Origin of the sequence: Desulfomonile tiedjei DSM 6799 (genome assembly GCF_000266945.1) — a bacterium.
GTDB lineage: Bacteria > Desulfobacterota > Desulfomonilia > Desulfomonilales > Desulfomonilaceae > Desulfomonile > Desulfomonile tiedjei.
The window spans coordinates 2,192,218-2,207,405 of the sequence record NC_018025.1 but is presented as its reverse complement, the minus strand read 5'-3'; the positions used below and the strand labels follow the sequence as shown (position 1 = coordinate 2,207,405).

The 15,188-nt window shown below is 51.5% G+C and carries 11 protein-coding genes; all 11 read right to left on the bottom strand.

The genetic code is table 11. The features are described from left to right. Nucleotides 1-362 precede the first annotated feature (362 nt). The gene (locus DESTI_RS09195; protein ID WP_014809691.1) at nt 363-1,247 is read right to left on the bottom strand and encodes an FAD binding domain-containing protein; all 885 of its coding nucleotides are present in this window, start codon (nt 1,245-1,247) and stop codon (nt 363-365) included. 65 nt (nt 1,248-1,312) lie between these two features. After that, complete coding sequence (locus tag DESTI_RS09190) at nt 1,313-2,608, bottom strand: phenylacetate--CoA ligase (protein ID WP_014809690.1); 1,296 nt, start codon at nt 2,606-2,608, stop codon at nt 1,313-1,315. A gap of 233 nt (nt 2,609-2,841) precedes the next feature. Next, nucleotides 2,842-4,593 (bottom strand): hydantoinase B/oxoprolinase family protein, encoded by a 1,752-nt coding sequence (locus tag DESTI_RS09185; protein WP_014809689.1) that lies wholly within the window; start codon nt 4,591-4,593, stop codon nt 2,842-2,844. Nucleotides 4,594-4,777: 184 nt separating this feature from the next. Continuing rightward, nucleotides 4,778-6,862 (bottom strand): hydantoinase/oxoprolinase family protein, encoded by a 2,085-nt coding sequence (locus DESTI_RS09180; RefSeq protein WP_014809688.1) that lies wholly within the window; start codon nt 6,860-6,862, stop codon nt 4,778-4,780. A gap of 108 nt (nt 6,863-6,970) precedes the next feature. Continuing rightward, entirely contained in the window at nt 6,971-8,599 is a 1,629-nt protein-coding gene (locus tag DESTI_RS09175) for an acyl-CoA mutase large subunit family protein (protein WP_014809687.1), read from the bottom strand. 11 nt (nt 8,600-8,610) lie between these two features. Then, nucleotides 8,611-9,006 (bottom strand): cobalamin B12-binding domain-containing protein, encoded by a 396-nt coding sequence (locus tag DESTI_RS09170; RefSeq protein WP_014809686.1) that lies wholly within the window; start codon nt 9,004-9,006, stop codon nt 8,611-8,613. A 202-nt stretch (nt 9,007-9,208) separates the two neighbouring features. After that, nucleotides 9,209-9,919 carry a GntR family transcriptional regulator gene (locus tag DESTI_RS09165; protein WP_014809685.1) on the bottom strand — a complete coding sequence of 237 codons (711 nt, stop codon included), beginning with the start codon at nt 9,917-9,919 and terminating at the stop codon, nt 9,209-9,211. Nucleotides 9,920-10,197: 278 nt separating this feature from the next. Next, the gene (locus DESTI_RS09160) at nt 10,198-11,331 is read right to left on the bottom strand and encodes an acyl-CoA dehydrogenase family protein (RefSeq protein ID WP_014809684.1); all 1,134 of its coding nucleotides are present in this window, start codon (nt 11,329-11,331) and stop codon (nt 10,198-10,200) included. Nucleotides 11,332-11,542: 211 nt separating this feature from the next. After that, the gene (locus DESTI_RS09155; RefSeq protein ID WP_014809683.1) at nt 11,543-12,742 is read right to left on the bottom strand and encodes an electron transfer flavoprotein subunit alpha; all 1,200 of its coding nucleotides are present in this window, start codon (nt 12,740-12,742) and stop codon (nt 11,543-11,545) included. A gap of 111 nt (nt 12,743-12,853) precedes the next feature. Then, entirely contained in the window at nt 12,854-13,645 is a 792-nt protein-coding gene (locus DESTI_RS09150; RefSeq protein WP_014809682.1) for an electron transfer flavoprotein subunit beta/FixA family protein, read from the bottom strand. A 50-nt stretch (nt 13,646-13,695) separates the two neighbouring features. Further along, entirely contained in the window at nt 13,696-14,883 is a 1,188-nt protein-coding gene (locus DESTI_RS09145; RefSeq protein WP_014809681.1) for a CaiB/BaiF CoA transferase family protein, read from the bottom strand. Between the last annotated feature and the right edge of the window lie 305 nt (nt 14,884-15,188).

Sequence of the window (15,188 nt, the reverse complement as noted above, 5' to 3'; positions counted from 1 at the left end):
GCAACCTCCACAGGGCTAAGAGCTTGAGATTCGTAGTGAAACTCTCAATGAGCATAGGCGCTGAGCTGAAAACTTTGCCGCTCAGGCCTCCTGGTGGCGGCCGGCGTCCCTGCCGGCCCATGAATAGCTCACAAGGAAAAACACAGCCAATCCACTCATGTTCTTCAAGTTCCCGCAAATCTCTTCAAACTTTGGGCCGGCAGGGACGCCGGCCCCTACTGGGGCATGCAGGATACTTCTTATTTTTGCGTCTATGGGGACGATGGGATTATTGCCCAACATCTGAATCCTTCAAAATCCCGCTTTAGAAAAAGGGTTGATCACCTATCAGCTCTCTGAAAATGAGTCCTCTTCCTGGTATATCACGCCTCCAACGCCCCAATTCTCTCCAGGCATTTCATGCCCATGCGCTTCACGAACACACCAACCATTTCACGCCGGTACCAGGCCAATCCTCGAATACTGTCTCGAACACGCGATTCCTCTGCTGCCAATTGCCCGGCTTCATCCAGTATCTCTTCGGTGATTTCCTTCCCTACAAGGTACCTCTCGGCATTCAGAGTGCGAATCGGAGTGGGAGCAGCTACTCCCAGGGATACCCGCGCCTTGATGCACCTGTTGGAGCCCTCTTCAAGACTGAGCAGAACCCCCACTCCAATAAGCGGAAGTTCCATAGCCGCTCTCCGACCGAATTTCTGGTAAGCGCCACCAGTGCGTGCAGGTTGTTTAGGGACAACGATTTCCGTCAGGATTTCTCCGGGTTCCATTACGGTCTTGCCAGGGCCCTCGAAGAAATGGATCAAATCCACGCTACGGGCTCCTGTAGTACCGTAGATGCTCACCGCGGCGTCCAGGGCTATGAGAGGAACTGCTCCATCAGCAGACGGAACAGCGTTCACCAGATTGCCCCCTATAGTGGCCACATTGCGAATCTGTACCGAGCCGATGTGCTGTACCGCATCCTGGATTATCGGGTAGTGCTTCTTTATTAACGAAGATGTCTCCAAAGTCCGGTGGGTTACGAAGGCGCCGATGTGCAACTCACCGGTATCAGGATTCAACCGAAGCCGATCCTGCCCGGGAATATGTTTCAGAGAAATCAAATAGTCGGGAGCCATCTTCCCGGACTTGACCTTGACCAGGACATCGGTTCCCCCGGCCACGTACATGGCCCCATCTCCATGGGACCTGTGCAATGAAATCGCCTCATCAAGTGTCTTGGGAACCAGGTACGTGAATTTTTTCATGCTTGCCTCGGTTTGAAGGATTCAAGAGTGAGAGAGAAGTTCATGACAGCATCTCTCAGAGCACCTTACTCTGTAGGACGATTATCGAACACACGTTTTGATTTCCTGTCAGATCGCGGCAGTGAGCCGTATTCACCGACCTCGACATCGCAGCTCACCATCACTGCCTTTTTTACGGCAGCCGCCACCTTGGCTTGAATTCTGGGATATTCAGACTTGTCAGAGGACTCGCAGCACTCCACACGCAATTTCATATAATCTTTTCCATCTTCTCGTCGATCCAGACTAATCTGATATTCGGAACCGATGTCATCTATTCTTGACAGGACGGAGTCGATCTGACCGGGGTAGATGTTCACTGCACGGAAGATGATCATGTCGTCGGAACGCCCGAGGAGTCGATCGTGGAGAGGCAGAATGCTTCCACAGGAGCACGGACGATCAATGAGTCTCGTCAAATCTCGTGTCCGATAGCGAATAAGTGGTGCTGCCTCTTTTTGGAGTGTGGTCACGACCATTTCCCCGATCTCACCTGGAGGAACAGGCTCCAATGTAGTGGGATCCAACATCTCCAGAATGTAGTAGTCGGCCCAATAGTGAATTCCCTCATGGGCCGTACACTCCTGACCGGTGCCCGGGCCGTACAATTCGGTCATTCCGACAATATCAAACATCTGCTCCAGACCGAGCAACTGGCGAATACGTTGACGCATGGATTCGCTAGTACGTTCGGATCCGAAGATCATTTTCTTGAGAGCGATTTTGTCTCTAATACCCCGGCGATTAACCTCCTCGGCCATGAGAAGTCCCATGGAACCAGTACAACACATGACCGTTGACTGAAGATCCACCAGGAACTCACAATGTAAGTCTATATTTCCCGGTCCTACCGGAACAGCCATCGCCCCGAAACGTTCACACCCCAACTGGAACCCGATCCCTGCAGTCCATATACCGTAGCCCACGGCTATCTGAACCCGGTCCTCAGTCGTAAGCCCGGCCATTTCATAACATCGGGCAAAAAAGTAGCTCCAGTCATCCACGTCTTTTTGACTGTAGGAGAGAATTTTCCGTTTCCCTGTAGTTCCGGAGGATGCATGAATACGAACCACTTCAGACATCGGCACCGATAACAGAGGATAAGGATATCCGGCACGTAAATCGTCAGCGGTCGTCAAAGGCAGCCGACGGATATCATCAAGGGATTGAATATCGTCCGGTGTCACTCCTGCCTGCGCCATTGCCCTCCTGTAATACTCGGACCCTTCATACGCGTGCTTCACCGTCCACTTGAGCCCCTTTAACTGGTGGGCATGGAGTTCGGCCGTATTGGCAAAAGAGGGGAGAAAGGTTCTAGGCATTCAAGCCTCCTCACTTCAGATTCGTTGCCATGCGTGTGTAATGCCGATAGCAATCAAAGGAGCAATACAGGGAAACCCTTCTTGTAAGAAGTGTTTCCCCGAACCCCTTCCCAAGAACTTCTAATATTCGCCTAATTTCTGGTTTTTTCCCGAAAAAACCAGGAATTAGGCGAGTGTTAAAAGTTTTTTGGAGGGTTTGGGGAACCTTTTTTACAAAAAAGGTTCCCCAAGTCTTACTGCTTTGAGAGCGCATCGGCATTACACGCGCATAGGGTTTTGGAACGAAGGATTGACGTAGCCGCTGCGTCCACAGCAAGAGTATCCGGCGCAACGATCACGCCGTAGTCATCGCGGGCACTTTCGATGCTCACGTAACCGTTTTGAACGTCGGCAGCCACTTCGTCAGGATCCCGCTCGAACGGATTGCCGTAACCTCCTCCACCTGCGCTGTAGAAGGCTACCTGGTCGCCGGGTTCGGCAAACGTGAGACCGCTCGGATCGGCAGGCTCGTCATTCTTGAGAAACCGCGCAGTGGAAGCATTGCCGCCACCGAAGAGGCCTTCAGGCGGATAACGAAAACGACCTGCTTGCACAGCAATGGTGACCGGAGGAAGAGGAGCAAATTCGTCGTCCGGCACACGAATCACCATCTTGCGTCCCAAACCTCCCCGTCTTTTTCCGGGCCCTCCTGAATCGAGCAACAGGCCCCTCTGTTCGACAAGCAAGGGGGTGTCACTTTCGAAGATCTCCACCGGGGTGTTTGCACCGTTGGCAGGGAAAATAGCACAGTGATGGCCGTCCATGGACCCGCTCGCACCCAGTCCTCCGCCGCGAATAATCATGGTGAACCAGGGTTTTCCATTGTGCCTTCGCCCGTACATGATATTCGTCTGAGCAGGAGTGCCGCCACTGCCGGCAATAATACGATCGGGAATAGCCGGAGCAAGGGCACGAAAAACCATCTCAGTCATAAAATGTCCCACTTGCATACGAGCCGCTACAGCAGCCGGGAATTTGCAGTTTACCACACAGCCTTCGGGAGCAGTCATCTTGATGGGCCGAGTAGCACCTTCATTAATGGGAATATCCGGATCGAAAGCGCTCTTTATGGCCATAAATACATACGTGTAGGTAAAATTGTATACAACGTTCACACCCCAGTTGACCTGCGGAGAGGTTCCGTCAAAGTCTACCAGAATGTCACTATCTTTGACGTTCACCGTAAGCGCGATTGTTATGTCGTCTCGTTTACCTGCGCCTTCGATGACTCCTTTATACGGATACGTTCCGTCCGGTATTTTTGAAATTGCCTGGCGCATGCTGTTTTCGGTGCGGCTGATAATTTCGCCCGCGAGATCGTCCAAAGAGTCAAGCCCCTCGTCAGACAACATTTCGACTACTTTTTCAGCACAAACGTGATTGGATGCCACCTGGGAACGAATATCTCCAATAACCTCCTCGGGCGTTCGCACATTCCAGCGGATGAGGTCTAATACCGACTCATTAGGTACCCCGGCTGTATAGAGCTTTATCGGAGGGATAAAAAGTCCTTCCTCGTGCACCTCACGGTTGTCTGATGCAACACGGCCTCCAATGTCAGAATGATGGAAGACGCAAGCGGTGAAAGCGACAACACGGTCTTTGTAGAAAACGGGACTCAAGACGCAGACGTCATTCAAGTGGCCCGCCAAAAGCCAGGGATCGTTGACGATGATTACGTCACCCGGACGATATTCTTCGTAGGGAAAATGGCGAATGACTTTTTTTATGCCAAGCGCCATTGCACCAGCCTGGCCCGGAGTACAGAAAGTGCCCTGAACGAGTTCATTTCCCTGACCGTCAGTGAACATGCAGGTGTAATCGTGGGCGTCCCGGAGTAAGCTCGAAAACGCAGTACGTGCAACCGAGGCATCCGCTTCGTCCACGATGGAAATCAGCCGGCGCCAAAGAATCTCAAGTGTGATCGGATCGAACTTCTGCGACATTCAAACTCTCCTTGCGATCAGGAATATTGAGGGCAACAAGCTACTTCAGATTCCCGAACAAGTAGCTTGTTGGCAAGAAACGGGCCACCATAACTCATTGATTTGACATGGCGACGAAAACGACTTCGTACATTTTGGAAAGGATTGCGACATACTCCCGCCCTTTTGGTGGCTTCAGACACGTTCAGAACGTTATCCATACAAAGCCGAAGTCGTCCACCGCGGCATGCGCATCTTCACCCACAACTATGGTGGATTCTTTTTCTTCGATGATCACCGGACCTGGGATTTTGGCACCGGGAAACAGTTTCATCCGATCTATCACAGTAAACGGGACATATTTCTTCTGAATGAGCGAATATGCTTGCCTCTGCCCCTTGATGCAGCTTTCCAGCGTTCCACCGCTTGCTGCCATGGGAGGAATACGAAACGGACGTTCCGGAAGACTGGCCCGAACCCTGAAGGTAATGAACTCTAAACGAGTATCCGGATACGTACGACCGTACAGTCGCTCATAGGTCTCATCGAAAAGGACTCGGATTTCTCGCTCTTGCCACTGGTTGAAAGGCTTGTTAGGGATAGGCAGATTCGTCTCGGCACCCTGTCCCATAAAGCGCATATCGATGGAACGTGCGAAGCTGATATCTTGCACTTGACCGCTTTGCCGCAGAATTGCCGAAGCTTCTTTCTCGAGATCCGCAAAGAGCTTTTCTATGGAGTTGAAGTCCGCATCATCCAACGCAACTCTGTGACTTCGGACCAGATCGAATGCTACCGGTGCAGTGAAGAAGCCCAGGGCGGAACCTACACCAGCAAGAGGAGGAACGATCAATCGCGGAGCACCGATTTTTCGAGCGAGCCCGTACGCGTGTACCGGTCCGGCCCCACCGAAAGCCGCCACGGTGATGGTATTGGGGTTGCCCCCTTTCTCAGCTATATGGGTCTTGGCTGCCGCTGCCATGGTCTCGTTGATCAGGTCGTGAATACCGAAAGCAGCGTCGGTAATAGTCGTATTAAGTGGTTTGGCTATTTTCTCTTCAATTGCTTTTCGTGCGGCATCCAAATTCAAGGGCATGGTACCGCCGAGGAAGTAGTCAGGATCCAGGTATCCCAGAATCAAATCTGCATCGGTTACGGTAGGGTTCACTCCACCCAGATCGTAACTTGCAGGTCCGGGATCTGCTCCGGCGCTCTCAGGCCCAACCTGGAGAAGCCCCATTTTGCTGATCCGGGCAATACTTCCGCCGCCAGCTCCGATTTCCATGAGATCTACAACCGGCACCTGAATGGGTAGCCCGCTGCCTTTCTTGAAACGTTGAACACGCCCTACTTCAAAGGTTGACACCAACCCCGCTTCGCCTTTCTGAATAAGGCACGATTTGGCGGTGGTTCCTCCCATATCGAAGCAAAAGATGTCCTTGATGTTGAACATACGGCCATAATGCTGGGAAGCTATTACCGCTGCAGTAGGGCCGGATTCGATGATGCGTACCGGGAATTCGCATGCAGTGGCGACTGTTGTAATGCTGCCGCTGGAGAGCATGATAAAAAGCTTACCCTCGAACCCGAGCGACTGCAAGCGTGACGACAGTTTTTGCAGGTACTTGACGGTAATCGGTTTCACATAGGCATTGGTCGCGGTAGTACTGGTTCGCTCATATTCTCGTATCTGGGGAAGCACTTCGCAGGAGACCGAGATTGACAAATCGGGAGCCAGCTCGTTGACTAACGCTTTGATTTTTATCTCGTGTTCAGGATTCTCGTAGGAGTTGATCAAACAGATTGCCACGGATTCCACTTTAGCATCTTGAAGCGATTGTACGACCTGCTTGACATCATCGAGGTCCAGCGCTTTAAGGATACGGCCGTCGCTCGCAATCCGCTCGTTCACTTCTTTCCGTAAAGGTCGAGGAACCAGAGGCCTGGGATATTCGGCAAAGATGTCGTAGGCATCGTAGCGGATTTCGCGCCCAAGCTCCAGGATGTCCTTGAATCCTCTGGTGGTAATCAACCCGGTGCGGGCGCCTTTCCGCTCGATTATGGCGTTAATCACCAATGTGGTGCCGTGGATAATCTCCGCGACATGTGGCATGAATCCCGGAGTCTGCTTTTCCAACCCCCGTATCCCCGTTTCAATGGCATCAGATGGGTCCGATGGTGTTGTTAAGCACTTGTAGATTGAAAACGTGCCGGTTTCATCGTTAACGAGGACAAAATCGGTGAACGTGCCGCCGATATCACAACCTAAGCGAAATGCTCCGTTTTTCATGACCTCTCCGAGGTTGACCTGAACGAAATGCGTGACAATGATGCCATTGTGTCAGCGGATCGTGATTCTTGTAGAAGCGTGAATCGTTGGACCGCCATCGGGATCGTACTAGAATAACCGGGGTTCTTGCCACTCCCCGAAAACATCCCTGAAAACACCGGCCATCTCGCCAACCGTGGCATAAGCTCGGCAGCAATCCACGAGTGCAGGCATGACATTGCCTCCTCCGCGAGCTGTTGATTCCAATGTTTTGAGCGTACTCGTCACTTCACGATTGTTGCGGGTTCGCCGTAACTCTTTCAGCCTATCGATCTGGGTTTCAGCCCACGCTTCATCGTATGCGTGCAGCTCGACATCCGGTTGTTCGCCTTCGGTATACTTGTTGACACCGACTTTAATGACTTCGCCATTCTGCAGGCTCTTCTCGAACTCATAGGCCTGCTTGGCAACTTCACCTTGAATGTACCCGCTGGAAACGGCATGTATCATGCCGCCTCTATCCCGGACACGCTGCATTTCAGCGGTAATTCTGTTTTCCATCTCTTTCGTGAGCGTTTCGATGAAGTACGATCCTGCCAACGGGTCGACCGTATCCCGCAATCCCACTTCTTCCATGATGATTTCGAGCGTCCGGAGAGACAGCAAGGCAGCTCTGGGAGTCGGAATCGTAAACGCTTCGTCAAAAGAGCACAGAGCAGTGGTTTGAGCCCCACTCAGCGCGGCTGCGAGAGCGTAATAGGCGCCGCGGATGATATTGTTCTCCGGTTGTTCTTTGGTCAATCCGCTGCCGCCACCACCGAACAATCCCCGCAGAAACAGGTTCTTCTTATCGGTAACGCCGTAGTCTTCCTTGAGCATTTTTGCCCACAATTTTCTGGCAGCTCTAAATTTGGCCACCTGTTCCCACAGGTTTCCGTACACATTCAAGTTAAAAGAAAAGCGACCCACAAATTGATCGGGAGAAAGCCCGCGGTCCACCAGGTTATCAATGTAAGCCCGTGCTATTTCAAATGCGTAAGCGATTTCCTGGGTCGGAGTAGCTCCCGATTCCCGGATATGATAGCCGCAGATGCTGACGGGATTGCTCCTGGGAAGCTCCTTGACCGCATACTCTATCACGTCGCAAACCAGTCTCACTCCGGGTTCCACGGGAAAAATCCATGCGCCCCGGCCGATCATCTCTTTGAGGATGTCGTTTTGCGGAGTGGCACTGATCTTTTCTTTGGGATAACCGGCCTTCTCAGCGGTTGCCTGATACATTGCCAGCATAATACTCGCAACGGCATTGATCGTTAGTCCTGAGCCGATACGGTCGAACTGAATATCTTTGAAGGCGATATCGAAATCCTGAAGGGAATCCACGGCCATACCAACTCGCCCCACTTCACCGAGCGCCAGAGGATGGTCGGAATCATAGCCCATCTGGGTAGGAAGATCGAAGGCCACATTAAGCCCTGTTTGCCCATGTGCGATCATATATTTGAAACGTTTGTTGGTCTCCTCGGGAGTTCCAAACCCGGTGTACTGGCGAGTAGTCCAGGCCCGGGAACGATAGCCCTGAGGATGGATATTCCGCGTGAAGGGATACTGCCCGGGATCAGCCAAGTCCTGCTCGTAGTTGAACCCGACCGCCTCAAGGTCTTGAGGTCCGTACACGGGCTTTACTTCGATTCCTGACTGGTAGATTACCTTTTCGACAGCATCTTTTTCATTCTTAATGTACTTTGCGACGCCCATAGATTTCTCCCTTAAGGCAGCGCCCGAATGGCGTCAACGATGGCATCGAATCGGGTACCGCCGGGAAAAACGCACTTCACCCCGATGCCTTCCAGTTTAGAAATATCGTCTTTGGGGATAACGCCTCCAACCACTACGTGGATGTCGGTCAAATCATCTTCCTGTAAGCGTTTCATTAATCTCGAACAGATAGGGAGATGAGCACCGGTCATTATGCTCAAGCCAATGATATCAACCGATTCCTGAATCGCTGCAGCAACTATCTGATCGATGGACTGGTGGAGCCCGGAATAGAGGACTTCCATCCCCGCGTCACGCAAAGCGTAAGCCACTACCTTGGCTCCGCGGTCATGTCCATCCAGACCCGGTTTGGCTATAAGGATGCGAATCCTCTTTGTTCCTTGCATGCTCATTCCTTTCAATTAGCCGAAATACGAGATTGTTTCAGTAAATCGAAGCAAGGGCGTGAACCTGCATGCAATCCGACCGGTCGGAAGGGAGGTTCCCATAAGACTGAATTTCTCGATATTCCCGCTTGAGCGCCATGCTGCTCTGCCTTTGTCTCTTAAGTATTTGTAGTATTGCCATGGGTCCGTTCGCAACGGACACTCAGGCAAGTCGATTGCGCTGCTCCTGGTCGTATTGACGAAGGAAAACCGTCTGCCCGAGCTGAATATGTTCCCTGACCAGCCTTTCGACTTCATCCTCACGCCGTTCCTGCATCATGGAAAGCATTTCGCTATGGTGCTTGTGGCTGGTTCGTGCGAAGGATTTGCTCTTGAGTATAACCTCACGAAAACGAAGGATTTGCTCCTTGAGATCGTTGATCATTTTGATCAGTTTAGGACTCCCGCTCAATGCATAGATCATATTATGCAAGTCGGTATTGATTTTAGGTAGCGCTTTCAGATCGTCTTTTTCAAGGTGTTTTTTGAACAGGTCGTTTTTGCGGATCAAAGGTCTTAGCTGCTCCGGAGTGTGCTTCACCGTTGCCAGACGGGCTGCATATCCCTCCAGCACTGCACGTATCCCGAAACACTCTTCAACATCCTCCCTGGTCAATCCGGCCACAGTAAAACCGGTATGCGCCTGTTTGGTCAGAAAACCTTCACGTTCGAGCTTGTGAATCGCCTCCCGCACGGGAGTGCGACTAACTCCCATGGTTTCGGCAATTCGGGTTTCCACCATCCTACTGCCGGGAGGAATATCACCGCGAATAATCGCTTGCTTCAAATGTTCGAAAATATGTTCTCCAGCGGATTTTCTGTCAGTCAAAGGTCTTAAAGCATCCGCGAAGCTCTCTGTTTTACCGGAAATCATTGTTAACTATCTCCCCTAAGCCCCTAACGGGCATAGGCGCTAACTTGTTGTAATCCTCTGTCCCATAGGGACTGAAGAAAATAGCCCGGTAGTTCATTGCCGGGAATTTGTGTATCAGCCGTCCCTCCGGGACTCGAGCATCATTAGGTTTTTCCTTAACCGGCGATGAATCGCCGGCCTATTATCTGATGTTCCTCCGGAACAAACCACCAAAAACACGATAAGTTGGCGCATAACCCTCTAACAGGTCATGCACAGGGAATTCATGGATAATATTATCAGACTCCCACCCATCGGGCGATATTGCTCTGAAGAACTTCGTGCGTCCCGCCTCCACTGAGTAGGAAGCGTGTATCACGGAAGTACCGTTGCGCTGCATATTCCATGGAATATCCATAACCGGCGAATATGCGGGTACATTCGTCTGCAGCGCTGCAGGCCGCTTCAGTGGCGAAATATTTTGCCATAGATGCTTCTTTCAGTGCATCCCGGCCCGCATCGATCATTGCCGTAGCCTTGTACGTCAACAGCTTTGAAGCCTCCAGGTTAGTCGCCATATTGGCTATTTTTGCCTGAATGAGCTGAAATTTTCCGATAGTCTGACCGGACGCCATTCGTTCGTTAGCATACTTGACTGAATCGTCAAATGCTGCACGCTGCAACCCAATAGCCAAAGCGGCAGTCATTGCTCGAATTTCCGCGATAATCTTCAGAAACGCATTCAACCCCTCACCTTCCGGAGTCAGACGATACTCTGTCGGAATGAAAACATCCTTGAAAGCCACCTCACAGATTGGGGTTGTACGGGTTCCCAGACAATCGAATCGAGGGCTGATCGAAACGCCCGGCAAATCACGCGGAACGAAGAAATATCCGATTCCGCGCAGCTTCTTCTTCGGATCGGTCTGGCACATGACCGTGTAGAAACTGGCTTCCGGGCCGTCCGTGACCCACGTTTTCATGCCGTTGATCAGGTATCCGCCTTCGGCTTGGGTGGCTCTCGTGGTAATCGCACCCAGATCCGAGCCTGCATCCGGTTCCGTCATGCAAAAGCAGCCTATCTTTTCGCCTCGCATTGCCGGCAAGAAGAATTGTTCACGCATTTCTTCCGTCCCGTAATGGAACAGGAAATTCGTGCCCATCAAGCACTGCATGGCCGTGATGGAGGCAACACTCACGAGCCCTCGAGCAAGCTCTTCGCACATAATACAGTACAATGTGGTGTTGCCGCCCGCGCCGCCTTTGTTTCGAGGATAGCGCATCCCGAAAGTACCCATCTGCGCTAATTTTTTGAATATTTCCCTCGGAAACTCTCCACGTTTATCCAGTTCCTGGGCTACGGGAATTATTTCCGCATCAACAAATCGCGCTATATTTTTCCGAATCAACTCTTCCGGATTTGACCTTATCATCACAGAAATCCTTCTCAGCACTAATGCGCTTTCATGCAAGTAACGTCGAGAAGCTTGTTCATTGCCAGCCTTGGCAAATCTCCTTCGCTACGAACGGCACAGCCTGACTTCGCTTCGGAGACCTGCCAGAGCTGGCTTCATCCAATGTCACTTTTTTGGACACCCATTGGCATCACATGGGCGCTTTATCGACTGCGCCGGTGGAAGTTTCCTAGTCGCACATAATCTGACAGGCAGCCTGCAACTGCTTGGTCAACTCGGGAACCACGTCGAACAAATCCCCGACAATCCCCCAATCTGCCACCTTGAAGATGGGAGCGTAAGGGTCTTTGTTTATGGCCACAATGAACTTGGAATCCATCATTCCTGCTCGATGCTGAATAGCCCCTGATATGCCGCACGCTATGTACAGATCCGGGCGAACCGTCACTCCGGTCTGACCGACTTGCCTGGAAGCAGGTATCCAGCCTTCCTCGAAAGCTACCCGGGTTCCGGCGAGCTCGGCACCCAACGCTGCCGCCAAGCTGCCGAGCAACTCGAATCCTGCGGCATCGTTCACCCCTCTTCCGCCTGCTACGATGATTTTTGCTTCAGTCAGATTACCATGCGTTTTCGGCTCTTTCACGATCTCCAAAATCCTGGTGCCAATCTGTTCCTCAGTAAGCTGAGTGACATGGGTGATAACGGAACCTTCTTTTTCCGGAGTAGGAATCACTTCCATGACTCCGGGCCTTACCGTGGCCATTTGGGGACGCGAAAATCGATTGGCTATGGTCGCCATGACATTGCCGCCGAAAGCCGGTCGGGTCTGCAAGAGTATGCCTTCCTCGGGATGGATGGAAAGCTCCGTGCAATCCGCCGTTAATCCCGACCCCACGCATCTGGACACTCTCGGGGCAAGGTCTCGGCCGATATGGGTAGCGCCCATGAGGAGAATGTTCGGTTTGTGCTCGGTAACCAGCTCCTTAAAAACGTGAGCATACGCCTCAGTGCGATACTCTTTCAGCGTCTCGTGCTCGACGAGGTATACTGTGTCCGCTCCGAACTGAATAAGGGTCTTCGCGAGATCGGACACCTCGTGCCCGATCAGAACTGCCGAAACTTTGTGGTTCAGAACCTTGGCCAATTCCTGGGCTTTACCGAGTAATTCCACGGAAACCCGCTGCAATTGGCCTCTACGCTGTTCGGCAAACACCCAAGCGCCGGTATAATTGCTGAAATCCGGTATGATCCTGGGTTGCGCATCGGTGACAATGGCCTTACTGCGACAGACCTCCATGCATGCGCCGCAGGATGTGCAGCGCTCCCCGATATATGCCTTACCTTCCCGTATTTCCATGGCGTCATAAGGGCAGGCTCGCGTACAACGCCTGCACCCGTCACAAAGATCGACTTCAACCCAGATTGCCATGATGACCTCGTATATTCATGAGCCCTTGTTACACCGGCATTCAAAGAAGGAATATTGTGTGGACCTTCTTCTAAAGAATGTCCCCCGATTTCACTTCTTTCATTAAGCTGCTCATATCAGCTTGTTTTCCTTAAACTGTGCAACGAGATTTTGCACCACATCCACCGTGTTTCCCTCCAGGAGTTGTCCTTGACGCTCGAATTTGGGAGCAAAGGTTTTCATGACCTGGGTGAGAGAACCGTCCAAACCGATCTCGGCCGTAGTGACACGAATATCCGCTGCGTTCCAAATCTTGATGGGAGCCTTTTCACGACAGGCCAGGAGCAGCCTGGAAATGAGCGGATATCTGGGCTCCTTCGCAGCAGGTATAAGAGTCAAGAGAGCAGGCAAGTTGCATTGAATCCGTTCGTAACCGTCTTCGAGTCGGCGCTTGACAACAATGTGGTCGTTATTGACCGATTCGATATCGAAAACATATGTCACTTGTGGCAGGCCCAAGAAATCAGCGACCTGCGGACCGACCTGAGCGGTATCACCATCTATGGCCTGACGGCCCGCCAGGATAAGATCGAATTCTCCAATATGTTGGATCGCTTTTCCAAGGGTGTACGAAGTCGCCCAGGTGTCTGCACCGGCAAATGCTTTGTCGGAAAGTAAAACTGCCTTATCAGCGCCCATCCCGATTGCCTCCGACAGGGCGTCGATGGCCTGAGGGGGTCCCATGGTCAGAACCGTTACCGTGGCGTCGATCGTTTCTTTTAAAGTGACCGCTGTCTCAAGCGCGTGCAGATCATCGGGATTGATTATGGTTTCAATACCTTCTCGAATGAGATTGCCGGTTTTAGGATCGAGTTTTACGTCCGTAGTGTTGGGGACCTGCTTGATGAGAACGATGATATTCATAATACGATCTTTCTATCTTGGCTGTGGTCTTTTGTCGAGTCGCTCAAGAGCTAAATGATGCCTTCCGTCTTGAGATTGGCGATATTCTCGTTTGAAAGTCCCAATCGACCGTAATACTCATAATTATGTTCCCCAAAGCGAGGAGGAAATGTCATTTGACGTTCGCTGCTCTCAAGAAAGGTTGTCATATTGGGTGGAGGCGCAAGAGTAATGCTGGTTTTGGTCTTTGGATCGCTCGATGACAACAGCCTCCGCTGAACGAGCGAATCTGCAATGGTCTCACTCACGGAACTGATTTTGCTCACCGGAACAGTAATGGATGTGAAGAACTCTATAAGCTTTTCGGAACTATGTTCTCGAGTAATGGCATTCAGGGCTGCGTTCAGATTGACAACGTCTTTGATGCGTCCCATGTTCTTCTCGTACTCCGGTTTGTCAAGAGCCTTGAAAAGGTCCTGAGAGACCATGGCCTTCCATTGGCGATCGTTGCCTACCGCCAGATAGATAAATCCATTGTTTGTCTGATAAACCGAAACGGGAGCAAAAAATTCGTGGGTATTGCCGCGACGAGTGATCTTTTTCGCAAAGGAAGCCGTCATGGTTATGGGAACCGTCATCCAGGATACTGATGATTCGAACATGGACAAATCGATTCGGGTGCCTTGACCTGACACTGCCCGGTTGAAAAGAGCCTTCATCAGCAAACCATAAGCGTGCTCACTGGTTCCCATATCAGGCAATGGAATTCCCAATACCTGAGGATCGCCATCCGCCTCACCTGTCATTTCCATGAGTCCGGAACGGGCTTGAAGAATGGGGTCGTATGCGCCTTCATTGCTGTCAGGTCCGAATCCTGTCACTCCCAGCCATATGATGTCTTCCTTTACAGCTTTGAGGGAGTCGTAATCAATGCCGAGCTTGCGATAATTTTTGGGGAGCTGATTGGTAACAAAAATGTCGACGTTCAGCTCTCGAATCAAGGCTCTCAAGAGTTCCTGCCCTTTGGGCTCGGCAAGATTGAGCGTAAGAGCCTTCTTCCCGGCATTAATGCAAAGAAAATAAGCATTCATACGTTCTTCATCGAGCACGTTCTCGCCGATCATACGATTGGGATCACCGTACACCGGATGTTCCAGGCGGATAACCTCCATACCGTCCATAGCAAGGCGATAGGTCAAGTACGGCACAACAGTCGCCTGCTCCAACGAAAGAACTTTCAAGTTTCTGAGGGATTCCATACTTGCCACCTCGCTCGAATTTCATGCTCAATAAAATGAATAATTGGCCCTTGCTCATGCGCACCTCCAGGGAACGGCAGCGTTCGTAAGCGGCCTTACGAGGACGGGAGCCAATAGGTCTTTAGATTCCGGAGTGTCAACCCCCCTTGCCGTTACCTGTGATGTCGGTGCGCCACGGTTGGTATCTGCCTCTCTCTTGCGAACCTTCAGTCGGCGCGTATACGGTGCACTGTATACAGTGCACCATTCGGGTAACATTACTAGAGCAGTTCTGTCAAGTTATTTTTTTGAAATGAGTATTGCCA

Coding starts and splice junctions, on each gene's coding strand:
- DESTI_RS09190 (WP_014809690.1), bottom strand. CDS start 2,608: ATGCCTAGAACCTTTCTCCCCTCTTTTGCCAATACGGCCGAACTCCAT.
- DESTI_RS09160 (WP_014809684.1), bottom strand. CDS start 11,331: ATGATAAGGTCAAATCCGGAAGAGTTGATTCGGAAAAATATAGCGCGA.
- DESTI_RS09195 (WP_014809691.1), bottom strand. CDS start 1,247: ATGAAAAAATTCACGTACCTGGTTCCCAAGACACTTGATGAGGCGATT.
- DESTI_RS09145 (WP_014809681.1), bottom strand. CDS start 14,883: ATGGAATCCCTCAGAAACTTGAAAGTTCTTTCGTTGGAGCAGGCGACT.
- DESTI_RS09150 (WP_014809682.1), bottom strand. CDS start 13,645: ATGAATATCATCGTTCTCATCAAGCAGGTCCCCAACACTACGGACGTA.
- DESTI_RS09170 (WP_014809686.1), bottom strand. CDS start 9,006: ATGCAAGGAACAAAGAGGATTCGCATCCTTATAGCCAAACCGGGTCTG.
- DESTI_RS09175 (WP_014809687.1), bottom strand. CDS start 8,599: ATGGGCGTCGCAAAGTACATTAAGAATGAAAAAGATGCTGTCGAAAAG.
- DESTI_RS09155 (WP_014809683.1), bottom strand. CDS start 12,742: ATGGCAATCTGGGTTGAAGTCGATCTTTGTGACGGGTGCAGGCGTTGT.
- DESTI_RS09185 (WP_014809689.1), bottom strand. CDS start 4,593: ATGTCGCAGAAGTTCGATCCGATCACACTTGAGATTCTTTGGCGCCGG.
- DESTI_RS09165 (WP_014809685.1), bottom strand. CDS start 9,919: ATGATTTCCGGTAAAACAGAGAGCTTCGCGGATGCTTTAAGACCTTTG.
- DESTI_RS09180 (WP_014809688.1), bottom strand. CDS start 6,862: ATGAAAAACGGAGCATTTCGCTTAGGTTGTGATATCGGCGGCACGTTC.